General features: G+C 56.5%; 14 protein-coding genes. 5 read left to right on the top strand and 9 right to left on the bottom strand.

Annotation, left to right across the window (positions count from 1 at the left end; all coding sequences use genetic code 11):
• Positions 1-7: 7 nt before the first annotated feature.
• The gene (locus WFL93_RS00210; RefSeq protein ID WP_336777028.1) at positions 8-337 is read right to left on the bottom strand and encodes a cupin domain-containing protein; all 330 of its coding nucleotides are present in this window, start codon (positions 335-337) and stop codon (positions 8-10) included.
• Between the two features lie 128 nt (positions 338-465).
• On the opposite strand from WFL93_RS00210, the gene WFL93_RS00205 reads away from it, so the two are divergent.
• A complete protein-coding gene (locus WFL93_RS00205) occupies positions 466-1104 on the top strand; it encodes an RpiB/LacA/LacB family sugar-phosphate isomerase (protein WP_180823554.1) in 639 nt (212 codons plus the stop codon).
• A 52-nt stretch (positions 1105-1156) separates the two neighbouring features.
• Here WFL93_RS00205 and WFL93_RS00200 read toward each other — a convergent pair whose 3' ends face one another.
• From WFL93_RS00200 to WFL93_RS00175, 6 genes are read right to left on the bottom strand one after another with little or no spacing between them, the layout of a single operon-like run.
• On the bottom strand, positions 1157-1912 hold the full coding sequence (locus tag WFL93_RS00200; RefSeq protein ID WP_161804877.1) for an ABC transporter ATP-binding protein: 756 nt from the start codon (positions 1910-1912) through the stop codon (positions 1157-1159).
• A gap of 18 nt (positions 1913-1930) precedes the next feature.
• A complete protein-coding gene (locus tag WFL93_RS00195; RefSeq protein ID WP_049851755.1) occupies positions 1931-2797 on the bottom strand; it encodes an ABC transporter ATP-binding protein in 867 nt (288 codons plus the stop codon).
• Positions 2769-3674, bottom strand: a complete 906-nt coding sequence (locus WFL93_RS00190) for an ABC transporter permease (protein WP_176972282.1) — start codon at positions 3672-3674, stop codon at positions 2769-2771. The genes WFL93_RS00195 and WFL93_RS00190 overlap by 29 nt, the downstream gene beginning before the upstream one ends.
• On the bottom strand, positions 3671-4696 hold the full coding sequence (locus WFL93_RS00185; RefSeq protein ID WP_336777027.1) for an ABC transporter permease: 1026 nt from the start codon (positions 4694-4696) through the stop codon (positions 3671-3673). The genes WFL93_RS00190 and WFL93_RS00185 overlap by 4 nt, the downstream gene beginning before the upstream one ends.
• Positions 4693-6324, bottom strand: coding sequence for an ABC transporter substrate-binding protein (locus WFL93_RS00180; protein WP_336777026.1), 1632 nt, complete (start codon positions 6322-6324; stop codon positions 4693-4695). The genes WFL93_RS00185 and WFL93_RS00180 overlap by 4 nt, the downstream gene beginning before the upstream one ends.
• Positions 6325-6384: 60 nt before the next feature.
• Complete coding sequence (locus tag WFL93_RS00175; RefSeq protein WP_442955873.1) at positions 6385-7557, bottom strand: mandelate racemase family protein; 1173 nt, start codon at positions 7555-7557, stop codon at positions 6385-6387.
• Positions 7558-7863: 306 nt separating this feature from the next.
• On the opposite strand from WFL93_RS00175, the gene WFL93_RS00170 reads away from it, so the two are divergent.
• The 4 genes from WFL93_RS00170 (at position 7864) to WFL93_RS00155 (ending at position 12798) form a co-directional block, all read left to right on the top strand.
• Positions 7864-8979 carry an ABC transporter substrate-binding protein gene (locus WFL93_RS00170; RefSeq protein WP_336777024.1) on the top strand — a complete coding sequence of 372 codons (1116 nt, stop codon included), beginning with the start codon at positions 7864-7866 and terminating at the stop codon, positions 8977-8979.
• A gap of 131 nt (positions 8980-9110) precedes the next feature.
• Positions 9111-9533, top strand: a complete 423-nt coding sequence (locus WFL93_RS00165) for a DUF2231 domain-containing protein (RefSeq protein ID WP_049851752.1) — start codon at positions 9111-9113, stop codon at positions 9531-9533.
• Positions 9530-10822, top strand: coding sequence for a PQQ-dependent sugar dehydrogenase (locus WFL93_RS00160; RefSeq protein ID WP_336777023.1), 1293 nt, complete (start codon positions 9530-9532; stop codon positions 10820-10822). Before WFL93_RS00165 ends, WFL93_RS00160 begins: the two co-directional genes overlap by 4 nt.
• A 593-nt stretch (positions 10823-11415) precedes the next feature.
• Positions 11416-12798, top strand: coding sequence for a M24 family metallopeptidase (locus WFL93_RS00155; protein ID WP_336777022.1), 1383 nt, complete (start codon positions 11416-11418; stop codon positions 12796-12798).
• Between the two features lie 19 nt (positions 12799-12817).
• Here the strand turns inward: WFL93_RS00155 and WFL93_RS00150 are convergent, their stop codons facing one another.
• Together WFL93_RS00150 and uxuR are read right to left on the bottom strand one after the other, a co-directional pair.
• Positions 12818-13711 carry a LysR family transcriptional regulator gene (locus tag WFL93_RS00150; protein ID WP_009128253.1) on the bottom strand — a complete coding sequence of 298 codons (894 nt, stop codon included), beginning with the start codon at positions 13709-13711 and terminating at the stop codon, positions 12818-12820.
• A 26-nt stretch (positions 13712-13737) separates the two neighbouring features.
• Positions 13738-14514 (bottom strand): Uxu operon transcriptional regulator, encoded by a 777-nt coding sequence (gene uxuR, locus WFL93_RS00145; protein ID WP_336777021.1) that lies wholly within the window; start codon positions 14512-14514, stop codon positions 13738-13740.
• Positions 14515-14600: the final 86 nt, after the last annotated feature.

The following is a 14600-nucleotide window of genomic DNA, read 5'->3' as shown; positions in this document are numbered from 1 at the left end:
CGGCGCGTTACGGTGCCGCCAGAAAATCCTCACGCTGGGGCGTAAAGGTATCCAGCAGCACGCCGGCCTCCAGGCAAACGCAGCCGTGGACAATATTGGGCGCTTTATACAGCGTATCCCCCGCGCCGACCTCCTGTGTCTTACCATCAATGGTAAAGGCAAAACGTCCCGACAACACGTAGGTAAGCTGCTCATGCGCATGATGATGCAGCGGACCAACGGCACCCTGCGCAAAGGTCACTTCCACCGCCATCATACTGCCGCCGTGCGCCAGCACCCTGCGGGTGACGCCGTTGCCGAGATCCTCTAATTGCGTGGTGTTTTTATAGATAAACATGTTTTCTCCTTGCCGGTTGCATGGTGAATGTGTGACATAACTCACAGTCAAAAAGGCATTTAAAGGCTGCATTTTACCGTTCTTTGATTAAAATGAAACGGTGTTTCAATTTAATCTGAGGATGGATCATGAAAATCGCTTTGATGATGGAAAACAGCCAGGCTGCGAAGAACGCAACGGTGTTGAAAGAGCTTCAGTCCGTGGCGCAACCGCTCGGACATCAGGTGTTTAACGTCGGTATGAGCGACGAGCAAGATCATCATCTGACCTACATTCACCTCGGCATCATGGCCAACGTGCTGCTGAACAGCCAAGCCGTGGATTTCGTGGTAGCCGGCTGCGGCACCGGACAGGGCGCCTTAATGTCGCTTAACCTGCATCCCGGCGTGGTGTGCGGTTACTGCATCGATCCCGCCGATGCCTACCTGTTTGCGCAAATCAATAACGGCAATGCGCTGTCGCTGCCGTTCGCCAAAGGCTTCGGCTGGGGCGCGGAATTGAACCTGCGCTTTATCTTCGAAAAAGCCTTCACCGGCGAGAAAGGGCACGGCTATCCGCCAGAGCGTAAAGAGCCGCAGGTGCGCAATGCCGGATTGCTTAATCAGGTGAAAGCGGCATTGCTGAAAGAGAACTACCTCGATTCACTGCGCGCCATCGACCCTGAACTGGTCAAAACCGCGTTGAGCGGCCCACGTCTGCAGCATGCACTGTTTGAGCATGGTCAGAGTGAGGAAATTGCGCGCTTTGTGCGTGAACTGACGCAGTAATTTGTTCGTAGGGTGCGCATTGATGCGCACCTGGTCACCATCAATGGCGAACCTACGCCAAAACCCCATTATCCTGCCGGCTCGCATCGACCAGCATCTGTGTATAGGCCACTTGCGCGCGGTTGTTTACCAGCGCATCGACATCCAGTGTCTCCAGCACTTTGCCATGCTGCATGACCGCCACGCGATGGCACAGATGCGCTACCACGCCGAGATCGTGCGTGACCATCAAATAGGTCAGCTTCTCCTGCTGCTGCAAGTCGCTGAGCAGGTTGAGGATCTCCGCCTGCACCGATACATCCAGCGCCGACGTCGGTTCATCCAGCAGCAATACGCGCGGCTCAAGGATCAGCGCACGAGCAATGGCGACGCGCTGTCGCTGACCGCCGGAGAGCTGATGCGGATAGCGCGTTTGCCACGCGCGATTGAGGCCCACTTTTTCCAGCATCGCGATCACCCGTTGCTGGCGCTGTCCGATACCGTGAATCTGCAGCGGCTCCTCAAGAATATCGCCGATAGTGTGGCGCGGATGGAGCGATCCGTAAGGATCCTGAAACACCATCTGCACGCTGCGGCAACGCTCGCGGGCGATACGATGCTCCAGCGCGACGCCGTCAATCGCCAGCTCGCCCTGCCAGTGGGTAAACAGCCCGGCCAGGCATTTCAGCACCGTGGTTTTGCCCGATCCCGACTCGCCGACCAAACCAAAAATCTCGCCCTGGCGAATCGATAAATTGACGTCAAACAGTACCTGATTACAGCGCTCCTCCTCGCCAAAACTGAGGTTGAGATTACTGACGCGGATCATCTCGTTCATCGTTGCTCCTTAAGGTTGCAGCCAGCTGGCCTGACGTTGCAGCACCGGCAGCCGTGCGCGACGCTGATCCATATCCGGCAGCGCGGCCAGTAAGCCTTGCGTATAGGGATGCTGTGCGCGATCGAGTTCGCTGGCGGCCAGCGACTCCACCACGCGCCCGGCATACATCACCAGCACGCGATCGCAGAAGCGCCGCACCAGATTGATGTCGTGGCTGATAAAGATCAGCCCCAGCCCGCGCTGTTTCACCAAATCATCCAGCAGCGCCAGCACCTGCAGGCGCACTGAAACGTCCAGCGCCGAGGTGGGTTCATCGGCAATCAGCAACTCGGGATCGGTAATCAGCATCATGGCGATCATCACGCGCTGGCCCTGACCGCCAGAAATTTCGTGCGGATAACACTGATAAATACGCCCGGGATCGCGCACCTGCACCACCTCAAGCATCTCCATCGCTCGCTGACGCGCCACTTCGCGCTGTCCAGGATGATGGCTGCGCCAGGCTTCGGCTATCTGCTCACCAACCCGCACCACCGGATTTAGCGAGTATTTCGGATCCTGCATAATCATTGAAATGCGTTTACCGCGAATGGCGCGCATCTGCGCGGGCGTGGCGCGCAGCAGATCAATCTCGCCAAACTGCATACGCTGTGCGGTGACTTGTGCGCTGCGCGGATGCAGTTGCAGTAGCGCACGACCTACGGTGGATTTGCCGGAGCCGGATTCGCCGACAATCGCCAGTTTCTCTTTGCCTAACTGGAAGGAGATGCCGCGCACCGCGGGTGTGACGAGGCGACCATTGACGAAATTGACCTGTAAATCCTGTACGTCGAGCAACGGTGCAGCGCTATTCGCTGCGGGGATCGAGGATGTCACGTAAGCCATCTCCTAAGAAGTTGAACGCTAAGCTGTTGATCAGAATTGCCAGACCCGGCACCGTCACCACCCACCAACACTCGAGCATATAGGTACGGCCGCTGGCGATCATCGCGCCCCATTCAGGATCCGGCGGCTGCGCGCCCAATCCGAGAAAACCCAGTCCGGCCGCAGTGAGAATGATGCCGGCCATATTCATGGTGATGCGGATAATCACCGACGGCAGGCACAGCGGCACGATGTGTTTCCACAAAATGCGCAGTGAAGAGGCGCCCTGTAAGCGCACCGCCGAAACAAAATCGGCCTGGCGCAGCGACAGCGCTTCAGCACGCGCCAGACGGGCAATCGGCGGCCAGGCGGTGAGCGTGATGGCAATCACCACATGCTCCAGTCCCGGACCGAGCGCGGCGACAAACGCCAGCGCCAGCACCAGACTCGGAAAGGAGATGAAGATGTCGGTGACGCGCATTAATACGCTATCAACTTTGCCGCCGAAATAACCGGCGGTGACGCCGAGCAGCAGGCCCAGCGGGCCAACGGTGATTGACACCAGCAGCACGATATACAGCGTGATGCGCGCGCCCCAGACGAGGCGACTGAAAATATCGCGACCAAACTCATCGGTACCAAACCAGTGCTGCGCATTCGGCGGCGTCAGCGCATTGTTGAGGTCCTGAATCAGCGGGTGATAGGGCGCAATCCACGGTGCAAACAGCGCCACCACCAGCAGCAGCAGAATAATCCCGCCGCCAATCGCGGTTAACGGGTTGCGCGCCATTTGCCAGAGAAAATGGCCAATGCGCGCGCCGGTGCGGCGACAGCGCGCCAGCCGTTCGCGCGTCTGGCTGGCTAACGGCGTATCGAGAGAAATCGTCATACTTTGGTCCTCGGATCGAACACCTGATAAAGCAGGTCAGAGAGCAGGTTAAGCAGCACGAAAATCAGGCCGACTACCAATACGCAGCCCATCACCGCATTCATATCGCCGAGCATCAGGCTGCCGGTGAGATAAGAACCAAAACCGGGCCACGAGAAGACGGTTTCGATTAGCACCGCGCCTTCCAGTAGCGAGCCGTAGGCCAGCGCCACCACCGTCAGCAACTGCACCAGAATATTGCGGAATGCGTGCTGCCAAATCACTTGCCACTCGCTAAGGCCTTTTACCCGCGCCGTCAGAATGAACTCCTGCGACAGCTGCGCCAGCATGAAGCTGCGCGTCATGCGGCTGATGTAAGCCAGCGAGTGAAAGCCGAGCAGGAAAGCGGGCAGAATCAAGTGGTTAAGCGCATTACTGAACACCGTGAAGTTGCCTACCAGCAACGCATCAATCAGCAGGAAACCGGTGCGGCGCGGCACAATGCCATCAAGGCTGAAGTCAACGCGACCCGCGCCACCCACCCAGCCGAGATGGGCATAAAACAGCAGCAGGCCGACCATGCCGACCCAGAAGATGGGGGTGGAATAGCCCGCCAGACTGATGATGCGCACCAGATAATCAATCAGGCTGTTGCGACGGGCGGCAGCCCACACGCCGAGCGGAACGCCGAGCCCGGTGCCAATCACAATCGCCAGCGTCGCCAGTTCCACCGTGGCCGGGAAGACGCGCAGGATATCGTGAATGACCGGTTGTCCGGTGAGCAGCGCCAGCCCGAGATTGCCGTGCAGCAAGCCCTGCAGATAGATGCCAAACTGCACCCACAGCGGTTTATCAAAGCCCAGCTGATGATAAACCTGCTGGTAGGTATTGTGGTCAGCATCCGGCCCGACAATCGCCAGCACCGGGTCGAGCGGCATCACGCGACCAATAAAGAAGGTCAGCAGCAGCAGGCCAAACAGGGTGATCGCCACCTGCAACGTGCGGCTGCGCAGACGACGCCAGTGACTTTTGCTTAGCTTCATTGCGTACCTCCTGCCTGGCTATCTGGCGTTTTCCACACGTCGCGCAGGAAAGTGGTAGCCGACGGATGCGGCACGTAATCCTGCACCCGATGGTTCACCACCACCGAATCGGTCATTTGCGAAATCGGCATCAGCGCCGGAATCAGCTGGTCGTAACGTTGCTGGATGGCAAAGTAATCCTGCTGCTGCTGTTTGGCATCGCGCTCCAGCAGCGCTTTGTCGATCATGCTGTTCAGCTGCGCATCATAAAAGCCAGTGCGCCAGCCCTGAAAATTGGTGAGACGCGCGCTGTCGGCATTGTTGGGGTTGTAAACCAGCGCGCGCAGGCTGGAGTGCGGATGGGGCTCCACGCCGCTGCCGCCGCGTCCCACCAGCAAATTGAACTGGCGATCGCGCATCGCACCATAAATCTGGTTGCCGGTGCCGGTAATAATTTTGGCGCGAATGCCGCCCTGCATCAGCGTGGATTGAATGGCGATGGCGACATTGAGGAACGGCTGATCGGCCAGCACGCGCAGTGTGGTATCAAAACCGTTGGGATAACCCGCAGCCGCCAGCAGCGCTTTGGCACGCGGCACATCGAGCTTGTAACCCGGATCGGGCAGCGTCGCCGGCATGCCGGATTGAATCGGACGCTGGTGCAGCGTGCCGTAACCGGCCATTAGCGTTTTGTTGATGCCCTGATAATCCACCAGATAGCGTAACGCTTCGCGCACCTGCGGATTGGCGAAGTGATCGTCCTTCATGCTCATCGCCAGGTAATAAATCGTGCCTTTTTGCACGGCATCAATGGAGAGGTCGGGATCGTGACGCAATGCCTTCACATCGGGAATCGCCATGTTGCTGGCGATATCAAGGTCGCCTTTCTCCATCATCAGGCGCAGAGTTTGCGACTCCTGCAGATGACGGAACACTACGCGCTGCAGCTTGGGTGCACCGCGCCAGTAGTGGGGATCGCGGCTGATGCGCAGCACATCTTTGGCTTGCCACACGTCCAGACGAAACGGTCCTGACCCTGCTTCATGGGTGGTGAGCCAGCGATTGCCCCAATCGTTATTTACCGCCTGCGCCTGCACGGTTTTGCTGTCAAGCACCACCATGCTGCCGAGCGCCGCCAGCGAATAGAGCACCAGTTTGGGATCGTTAGGCTTAGGCAAGCGAATCACTACCGTGCGCGCATCCGGCGCGCTGATCATCTGGTCGACGTTCTCTTTGCTGAAGCCGTAAGATTTCCACACCGACGCCTGCGCCAGATTGAGGTGTAGCACGCGGCGCATCGACCAAATCACATCGGCGCTGCTCAACGCATTGCCGGAGTGGAAGGTGACATTGTCACGCAAATGGAAGGTGAGCTGACGATTGTCGGGGCTGATCTCCCAACGTTCCGCCAGCGCCGGGCGCACGTTGGTGAGCTGTTGCGGATCTAACTCAACCAAACCGTCATAGAGATTGACCACAATGCCGACCACTTCGTTGCCGGTCATGGCTGCGGGATCGAGAGTGAGGAGATTGTTCATGTTCATGCCCACAATCAGCTGGTCGTCTGGCGTGGCGGCCAGCAGCGACGGGCTACAGGTGAGCAGCAGCAGCGCGGCGCACCACGCTCTGCATCGGTTCACTACGTTCATAAGCAAAGTCCAGCAGGTCAGAGGTTTATAGTTTTTTGCCGTACTGCTTGTGTCAGGCGCTTACCAGCGATTTAGCGTGTGTGTCTCAATCCACGAGAAATTGATGTCCTCACCGAGTCCCGGTCGCGTGGGCAGATGCACGAAACCGTCGGCATCCATCGGATCGACCAGCGCGTTGAGATAGGCCGGCGGCTGTTCATAATCGAGGAATGGGTGCAACAGGCCGCGCTCGTACCAGCGACAGTTGCGGATGGCACCGACCACCGCGATGCTGGCCGCGCCATTACCGTGCACTTCGCAATCCATGCCGAAGGCTTCGGCCAGGCTAGCGACCTTCATAGTGGCCGAAATACCGCCGACGCCGTTGGCACCGGCGCGCAGAATGTCGCAGGCGCCGGCGCGTACCCAATCGGCGCGGCTATGGTGTTTGCCGCCGAGGCTTTCCGGGCCCAGTACGTCGATGCTGAGGTTTTCCGCCAGCCAGGCATAAGACGCCATGCTCTCCTCTTCCATCGGCTCTTCGAACCAGGCGAAGTTGAGTTTTTCCAGCGCTTTACCAATGGTGAGCGCATCGCTGCGGCTGTACCAGTGATAGCCGTCAAGCATCAGCGCGATGTCCGGGCCGACCGCTTCACGTACCGCGGCGCAGGCTTTAATGTCCATTTGTGGGCTGGGGGCGAACGAGACGGGTGGCATCCAGGTGTGCAGTTTGATGGCCTGATAACCGCGCGCCACCAGCTTTTCGGCAAACTGGGCATATTCGTCGGGCGTCGATAAACCGCCTTCCAGCTCATCGCCACACATGGTGCTGCCGTAGGCCGGGATCTTCTCGCGATAGCCGCCAAGCAATTTGTGCACCGGCTGCTTGAGCTTGCGACCAATCAAATCCCATAGCGCCTGTTCCACGGCGGATAACGCACGTTCGGTGAGCTGGTGGGCGCTACCGCGCTGCCAGTGCACCAGATCCTGCCACAGCCGTTCGCGATCAAAGGCGTTTTGCCCAATCAGCACCTTGCGGAAGAAGGCGTTTACCACGTGTGGACGAATCACCTCAGCCGGTGCGAAGGCATAACCGCAATCCCCATCCTCGCTGGTCAGGGTCAGCAGCGCCATTTGCGCATCGGTCTCGGCGCCGGGATGCGAGTGCCCGGCGCTGTCCGAGACGCGGCGGGTTGGGTAGCTAAACAGGGTCACATCAATGGCACTGATCTTCACGGTTACTCCTCCGTTCATGCTTGGCGCTCCCACGATGGGCATTAACATAAAAAATAAAACGCCGTTTCATTTTGTAATTTAGCGTTCACATTTTGTTTACGCATTAGCCAAAGCGCAGGAAACAACGGCGATAAATTGGGCATTTGCATAGTTCGCTGTGAGCGTTTTCACGAATGACTGGCGTTTTGTGAGCGATTGCACAGTGAAAAGCGCTGGGCGGAATGTAAAAAAATGTGTTGCTGGGGGCTTTTTATTTCCCGTCAGCCAGGTAATAGTGACGCCGCGAAAATTAAATAATAATCATTATCATTCTGGGTAGGTAACATGAAAGCATGGCTGTTTGCACTGGGGTTACTGGCGGTAACGCATCACGCTGCCGCAAAAATCATTACGGATGTCGCTGGACGTCAGGTCGAGGTCAAAGAGGAGTCCAAACGCATCATTTTGGGCGAAGGGCGTCAGATGTATCTGCTGGCCGCTTTTGATACCGCCGCGCCGTTCCAGCGCGTGGTCGGCTGGCGCGATGATTTCCATAAAGCGGATTACGACGGCTACATGGCGTATGAGAAGAAATATCCGCAGATTAAAACGTTGCCGACCTTTGGCGGCGCGAAGGATGGCACCTTCAACGTTGAGCAGGCGCTGACGCTGAAGCCCGATTTAGTGCTGATGAACCTTGAATCCAAAGCGGCCACCGATGAAGGCAAGCTGATTGAGAAGTTACAGGCAGTGGGCGTGCCGGTGGTGTTTATCGATTTCCGTGAGAAGCCGATGGAACACGCTGAGCAAAGCATCCGCATCATGGGCGAGCTGGTGAATAATCCGCAGCGTGCCGAAGAGATTGTGACGTTCCGCCGGGCACAAATTGAAAAGGTGACCGATCGCCTGAAGAATTTTAGCGGCACGCGCCCAAAAGTGATGATTGACCGCGCTGGCGGCTACAGCGATGAGTGCTGCATGTCGTTTGGCAACGAGAACTTTGGTCAGATGGTGGAAATTGCGGGCGGCCGCAATATCGCCAAGGATCTGATTCCAGGCACCTTTGGCACGCTCAACCCAGAACAGATCATCGCCAGCCGTCCGGATGTGGTGGTGGTGACTGGTGCCAACTGGAAAAACTACAATACCGTCGGCAAATGGGTGGGTGTCGGTCCCGGTGCGGATGTGAAAGAAGCCACTGCGCGGCTGCAACTGCTGATGATGCGCGATGCCTTCAAAACCCTGCCGGTAGCCCATAACGGCAAGGCGCATGCAATCTGGCATCAGTTCTACGATAGCCCGTACCAGTTTGTGGCGATTCAGGCGCTGGCGAAGTGGCTGCATCCCGAATTGTTTGCCGATCTCGATCCGGACGCCACTTTCCGCGAGTTCCACCAGAAGTTTCTGCCATTGCCTTATCAGCCGGGATATTGGGTAACCCTGCCGGCAGATAAGTCATAAGTTTGAGCAAGTTAGATAAGTGTTAAACGTTACTGTTTATCTTTACTAATATTTCACAGGTGGTGGCACGTTGTTGCAAAAAGCGCAACGCGTGCGCCATCTGATGATAATTCGGTAAAAGGGAGAGAGTAATGTTTCATACCTCAGGAAGATCGGTGTTCGGCGTGACGTTGTATACGCTGCTGGAACCGCTGCCGCTGGGCTTTTTTGTCGCCGCCTGGTTTTTCGATATCCTCTATCTGCAAACCTTCGTCATCATGTGGACCAAATCGGCCAGTTGGCTGATTACCCTTGGTCTGGTGCTGGCCATCCTGCCACGTTTAATTAGCCTGGTTTATTTATTTCGCGGTGCCCGGCCAAATGAGAAAACCCACTTCTGGCTGTCGCTACTGGCAATGGTGCTGGCGGTGGTGAACGCCTTTATTCACAGCCGCGATGCCTACGCGGTGGTGCCCATGGGCGTGACGCTCTCGACGCTGGTAGTGGCGCTGCTGCTGATTGCCAACGTACAGCTGGTGCTGCGCGAACGTCGCACACAGGGAGGTCGCGTATGAAACACCTACTTAGTGCGGTAGCGATCGCCATGCTGCTCAGTGCCTGTGACGACGGGGCGCTGATCGATCCGCAAAAGCAAATCGGTCCCAATCCTGAGCTGCCGCAGGCGCAGAACTTCTTTATGCCACCGATGCAAGTACCGGAAGGCACGCCGTGGAAAACCGGGGAAATGCCGAAAGTGGCGGAGGGTTTAAAGATCGAAAAGATCGCCGAAAACCTGCAGCATCCACGTCAGGTATTGGTGTTGCCTAATAATGATGTGCTGGTGGCGGAATCCAATGGCATGCCGAAACCGACCACCGCGCCGAAGCAGCTGATTATGGGCATTGTGCAGAAAGCCTCAGGCAAAGGCGGTGAGGGCGGCAATCGCATCACGCTGCTGCGCAACGTTAACGGCAAATGGGAGCAGCATCGCTTTATCGATAACCTGACGGCGCCGTTTGGCATGCAGCTGGTGGGGAATACCTTATATGTGGCGAACGCCGATAGCCTGGTGAAGTTCCCTTACGAAACCGGGCAAACCGAGATTCGTACGCCGCCGGTGGAAGTCACCGAGTTGCCGGGCGGTCCGATTAACCATCACTGGACTAAATCACTGCTCGCCAGCCCGGATGGCAGCAAGCTGTATGTTGGGGTGGGATCCAACAGTAACGTAACGGAAAACGGCATTGGCGAAGAGTATCGCCGCGCGGCGGTGCTGGAAGTGGATGCGGCGAGCGGTGCCAGCCGGATCTATGCCAGCGGCCTGCGCAATCCTACCGGCTTACAGTGGGAGCCACAGAGCGGCAAGCTGTGGGCTATCGTCAATGAGCGTGACGAGATTGGTTCCGATCTGGTTCCGGATTACATGACCTCGGTGCAGGACAAAGGCTTCTACGGCTGGCCGTATAGCTATTATGGTCAGCACGTGGATGAGCGTGCCCAGCCACAAAGGCCGGATTTGGTGGAGAAGGCCATCAAGCCTGATTACGCACTGAGCTCGCATGTCGCACCGCTCGGCCTGTTGTTCTATGGCGCGGATAACATGCCGCAGTATCGTGGCGGGGCGTTTATCAGCGAGCATGGTAGCTGGAACCGTACGCCGCTGAATGGCTATCAGGTGGTGTGGGTGAAATTCGAGAACGGTAAACCGGTGGGGCAGCCGCAGCCGGTGGTGACGGGCTTCCTCACCGACGATCAGAAGCAGGTGCGTGGTTTACCGGTCGGTTTAGCTACCGATCGCCAGGGCGGCGTGTTGATTGCCGATGATGCGGGTAATACTATCTGGCGCATCAGTTCCGCGCGGTAATTAAACGCCGGCAATAAAAAAGGATTTGGCAGTAAAGCCAAATCCTTTTTTTTATGCTCGCTAATCGGCTGGTAACCGCGCCGCGAACGGGGTGCTCAGCACTCCTCACACCCGCGATAATAAAATGTGCGGCGAGATATTTCAAGTTTTGCCATAATACTGTATGGTTATACAGGCGTTGAGTGACGGGCGAAGCCTCATTGTTTTGCTGATGACTCCAGGGGCGCGGATAGTCAAATCCCGGCAGGTTTCAGGTGGTGCTGGCCTGTGGCTTCCACAATGAGAGCCGCTCAGCACTCCTCACAATTGTGCTTAGGCGGTCGGCGGGTGGAGTCAAAGCCTCGGCAGCTGAACGGCGCGCTCCTCTCAGAGGAGAAGGAAAGTGATGGAAATTGTTCGATTGCTGCTGGACATCGTCCGCATCATTCTTCAAATCATCGTTGCCCTTATGCAACTGACCGGTCAGGCGCACTGACCGGAACTTGAAACAAGGCGGAGCTCACCCCTCCGCCTTTTTTCGTGCTGTGTCAAAACGCCCTGCGGTGAAAGACGCTACTATCCTCAACACATTATGCAATGTGAGGAGGTTAACGATGGCGATCGCGCTTGGCTGCGTCACCGAGCCAGTGAAGTTCACTGGGGTGGAAGCAGTCGTTCTCTCTGATGAGACCCTGCTGGAACGAAAACACACCTTGTTGAACGCAATGAAACAGCACGGTTTTGACACGCTGGTCATCTACGCGGACAAGGAACACGGCAGCAATTTCGAATATCTCACCGGATTTATACCGCGTTTCGAAGAGGGGCTACTGCTGCTGGACAAGTCCGGGCATGCCACGTTGGTGCTGGGTAACGAAAACCTGAAAATGGCACGTTTCTCGCGCATTGAGGCCACGCTGGCTCACTCGCCGTACTTCTCGCTGCCTAATCAGCCGATGGATAATGAAGTGCCGCTGGAAACGCTTTTCAAGGACGCGGGCCTGGACAGCAGCAATAAAGTCGGTCTGATTGGCTGGAAAATGTTCACGCCAGCCGCCGGCAATGGGCGCGCGATGTTCGATTTACCCTACTTTATTGTCGACGCGATTAAGCGCACGCTCAAAGATGACGCGCTGTTAGAAAATGCTATCCCTTTGTTAATTGGTGATAACGGCGCACGTACCCGCTGCAATGCCAATGAAATCGCGCATTACGAATATGGTGCCAATCTCGCCTCCAACTGCATGCTGGACGCGCTCAATGCGATTGAGGTTGGCGTGCGTGAAACCGAGTTGGGCGCGTTACTCACCGCTGAAGGGCAGTACAACACCGTGGTGACCATCGCGGCCACCGGCACGCGTTTCGAAAACGCGAATCTTTATCCCAGCGCGAAAACCGTGCGGCGCGGCGATCCGCTTTCCCTGACCACCGCCTACAAAGGTGGCCTTTCCAGCCGCAGCGGTTTCGTGATTGCCAGTGAAAGTGAGTTGCCAGCAACCCAGCAGGATTATCTCGATCGCATCGCCAAACCCTATTTCTCGGCGGTGGTGAGCTGGCTGGAAACGATTCACGTCGGCATGCGCGGCGGCGCGCTTTACCAACTGATTGAACAGGTTTTGCCTAAAGCGCGTTTTGGCTGGCACCTGAATCCCGGCCATCTGGTGGCGGATGAAGAGTGGATGTCGTCGCCGATTTATCACGGTTCCACTGAGCTCCTGAAAAGCGGCATGATGCTACAAATTGATATCATCCCGTCCGTGCCGGGCTACAACGGTGCCAGCGCCGAAGAGTGCGTGGTGCTGGCCGATGCGGCACTGCAGGCGACGATTCGCCACGCCTATCCGGCGCTGTGGCAGCGTATCGAAACGCGTCGTGAGTATCTGCGCGCGGAGATCGGTATCCAGCTAAGCGATGACGTTTTGCCACTGTCAAATACCGTGGCTTATTTAAGGCCGTTCTTCCTGGCCAGGCAGCTTGCGCTGAAAATTGAACGTTAATCATCCACGATCGAAGCCATTATCCCCGGTATTTAATGGCTTCGATCAGTTTCTCAAACGCAGCGGTATGTTGTTTGCGGCTGGGATAATAGAGGTAATATCCGCTGAACGGTTCACACCAGTCAGCCAGAATGGCTTGCAGGTCGCCGTTGGCAATATGCTGTTTGACGGTGTCTTCGGGCACATAGGCAATACCCATGCCGGAAAGCACCGCATCAATACGGGATGCCAGATTATTAAATATCAGCTGACCTTCAACTTTGACGCGAATATCTTTGCCGTCCTTACTGAACTCCCAGCTGTATAATCCGCCGAGTGTGGGAAGGCGCATGTTAATACAGTTATGATTTTGCAATTCATAAGGCGTCTGCGGGATGCCGTGTTTTTGCAGGTATTCAGGTGCTGCAACCGCAACCATTTTCCAGTCCGGGCCAATCCGCACCGCTACCATATCTTTTTCAATACTTTCGCCCAGTCGTACACCTGCATCGAAACGCCCGCTGACAATATCGGTTAAGGTATTGTCGACAGAGAGTTCGACGTTCACGTCAGGATAGGTTTGCAGAAAGGGCTTCAGCAGCGGCCACAGCGTGGATGACAACGCATGTTCCCCGGCGGTGATACGAATGTTCCCCGACGGTTTGCCCTGATTATCGGCCAGCTGTAGCAGGGCTTTTTCCATATCCGCCATCATTGGCGCAACGCTTTTAATCAGATTTTCACCGGCTTCGGTCGGCGCCACGCTGCGCGTGGTGCGCGTCAATAATCGGGTATTTAAACGCTCTTCCAGACCGCGTATTGAATGACTCAATGCCGATTGTGATACGCCTAATTTGGCGGCGGCGCGCGTGAAGCTACATTCGCGTGCCACCATCACTAAATAGATCAGGTCGTTGAAATTTTCCCGAAGCATGCGGTTGACCCTTTTCTATAACGGCATCAATTATTAGGATTGCTGGCGACATACAGCGGCCAGGATTCGAACAGGTAACCATCAAAATCAATATCATCGACGTCAGAGAATTCCAGCAGGCGTTGTTTCACATTCTCAAGGTGCTGCCACATCGCCTGTTTGGCAGCGCGCGCGTCTTTTTTGATCAGCGTGGCGAGAATTTTCTTGTGATCGTCGAGCCACTGTTTGCGGTAATCGTTGTTGACCAGATGGCGATGCAGCTGGCTCCACATCACGTTGTCTTCACGCCACTGCCAGGATTGCTTAAACAGCTCAACCAGCATGCTGTTGTGCGTGGCTTCGGCAATCGCCAGATGGAAGTTGCGATCGCCATTTTCACTTTGGTTGACCGCGCCTGAGGCGAGCTCTTTCTCCTCCAGCTCCAGCGCCTGACGCATTTTCATGATGTCTTCACGCGTCGCCTGCAGTGCGGCAAATTCAGCGATGTTGCTCTCCAGCAGCTGACGCGCCTGCAGCATCTCAAACGGTCCGGCATCATTGCTGGCTTTGTGCTGCGGAGCCGGTGGCTGCGGCGAGTCGTGAATCACGTAGATTCCCGCGCCACGACGCACCTCGATTAAGCCTTCCAGCTCCAGCATGATCAGCGCTTCACGCACCAGCGTACGCGTCACATTCAGCAGCGCCGCGAGCTCACGCTCCGGTGGTAGCCGCTGGCCCACCGCATACTGTTTTTGCGAGATCATCTGACGGAGCATTTCCCCGACTTCCTGATAGGGACGCTGTGCTGAAGTTTGCGTTTTCATCGTGTTAGTTATCTTTGCGTTAAGGGATGCATAACCTCTGCTACTGCCAGGTCAGAGACGCGCACTATAGCATAGCGATTAAGAAT

Source organism: Pantoea sp. USHLN256 (genome assembly GCF_037149875.1).
In the GTDB taxonomy this organism is placed as follows: domain Bacteria; phylum Pseudomonadota; class Gammaproteobacteria; order Enterobacterales; family Enterobacteriaceae; genus Pantoea; species Pantoea nemavictus.
Note: the sequence above shows the minus strand (reverse complement) of the source record. Positions and strands in the feature narration are given on the sequence as shown.